Genomic DNA, 430 nt, shown 5'->3' on the forward strand with positions numbered 1-430 from the left:
CCTACCTACCGATCCGACCGTTACCGCACCGACAGTAACTCTCACGACACCACAGGAGAACCACCCATGAGCACCCTGCTCGTGCTGGGCGGCAGCGGCCGCACCGGCATCCACGTCCTGTCCAACGCCGCCGCCCGCGGGCACCGGGTCCGCGCCCTGGTCCGTGACCCTGCCGCGCTCGACGCACCCGCTGGCGTCGAGCTGGTCGCGGGCACGCCGGCCGGCATCGACGACATCCGCCGGGCGGCGGAAGGCGCCGAGGCCGTCATCAGCGTGCTGAACAACGCCCGCGCGTCGGACAACCCGTGGGCCAGGCCCGTCAGCCCGCCGCACTTCATGACCGACGCCGCGCGCGCCACCCTGGCGGTGATGGCCGAGCAGGGCATCACGCGCTTCGTGGCGACCTCCACCCAGGGCGTCGCCGAGGACC

General features: G+C 73.3%; 1 protein-coding gene. It reads left to right on the plus strand.

Features of this window, described 5'->3' with window-relative positions; all coding sequences use genetic code 11:
• Positions 1–66 precede the first annotated feature (66 nt).
• A partial coding sequence (locus G3I56_RS42855; protein WP_164418965.1) for an NAD(P)H-binding protein occupies positions 67–430 on the plus strand: 364 nt, incomplete at its 3' end.

This window comes from Streptomyces sp. SID12488, assembly GCF_010548275.1.
GTDB lineage: Bacteria > Actinomycetota > Actinomycetes > Streptomycetales > Streptomycetaceae > Streptomyces.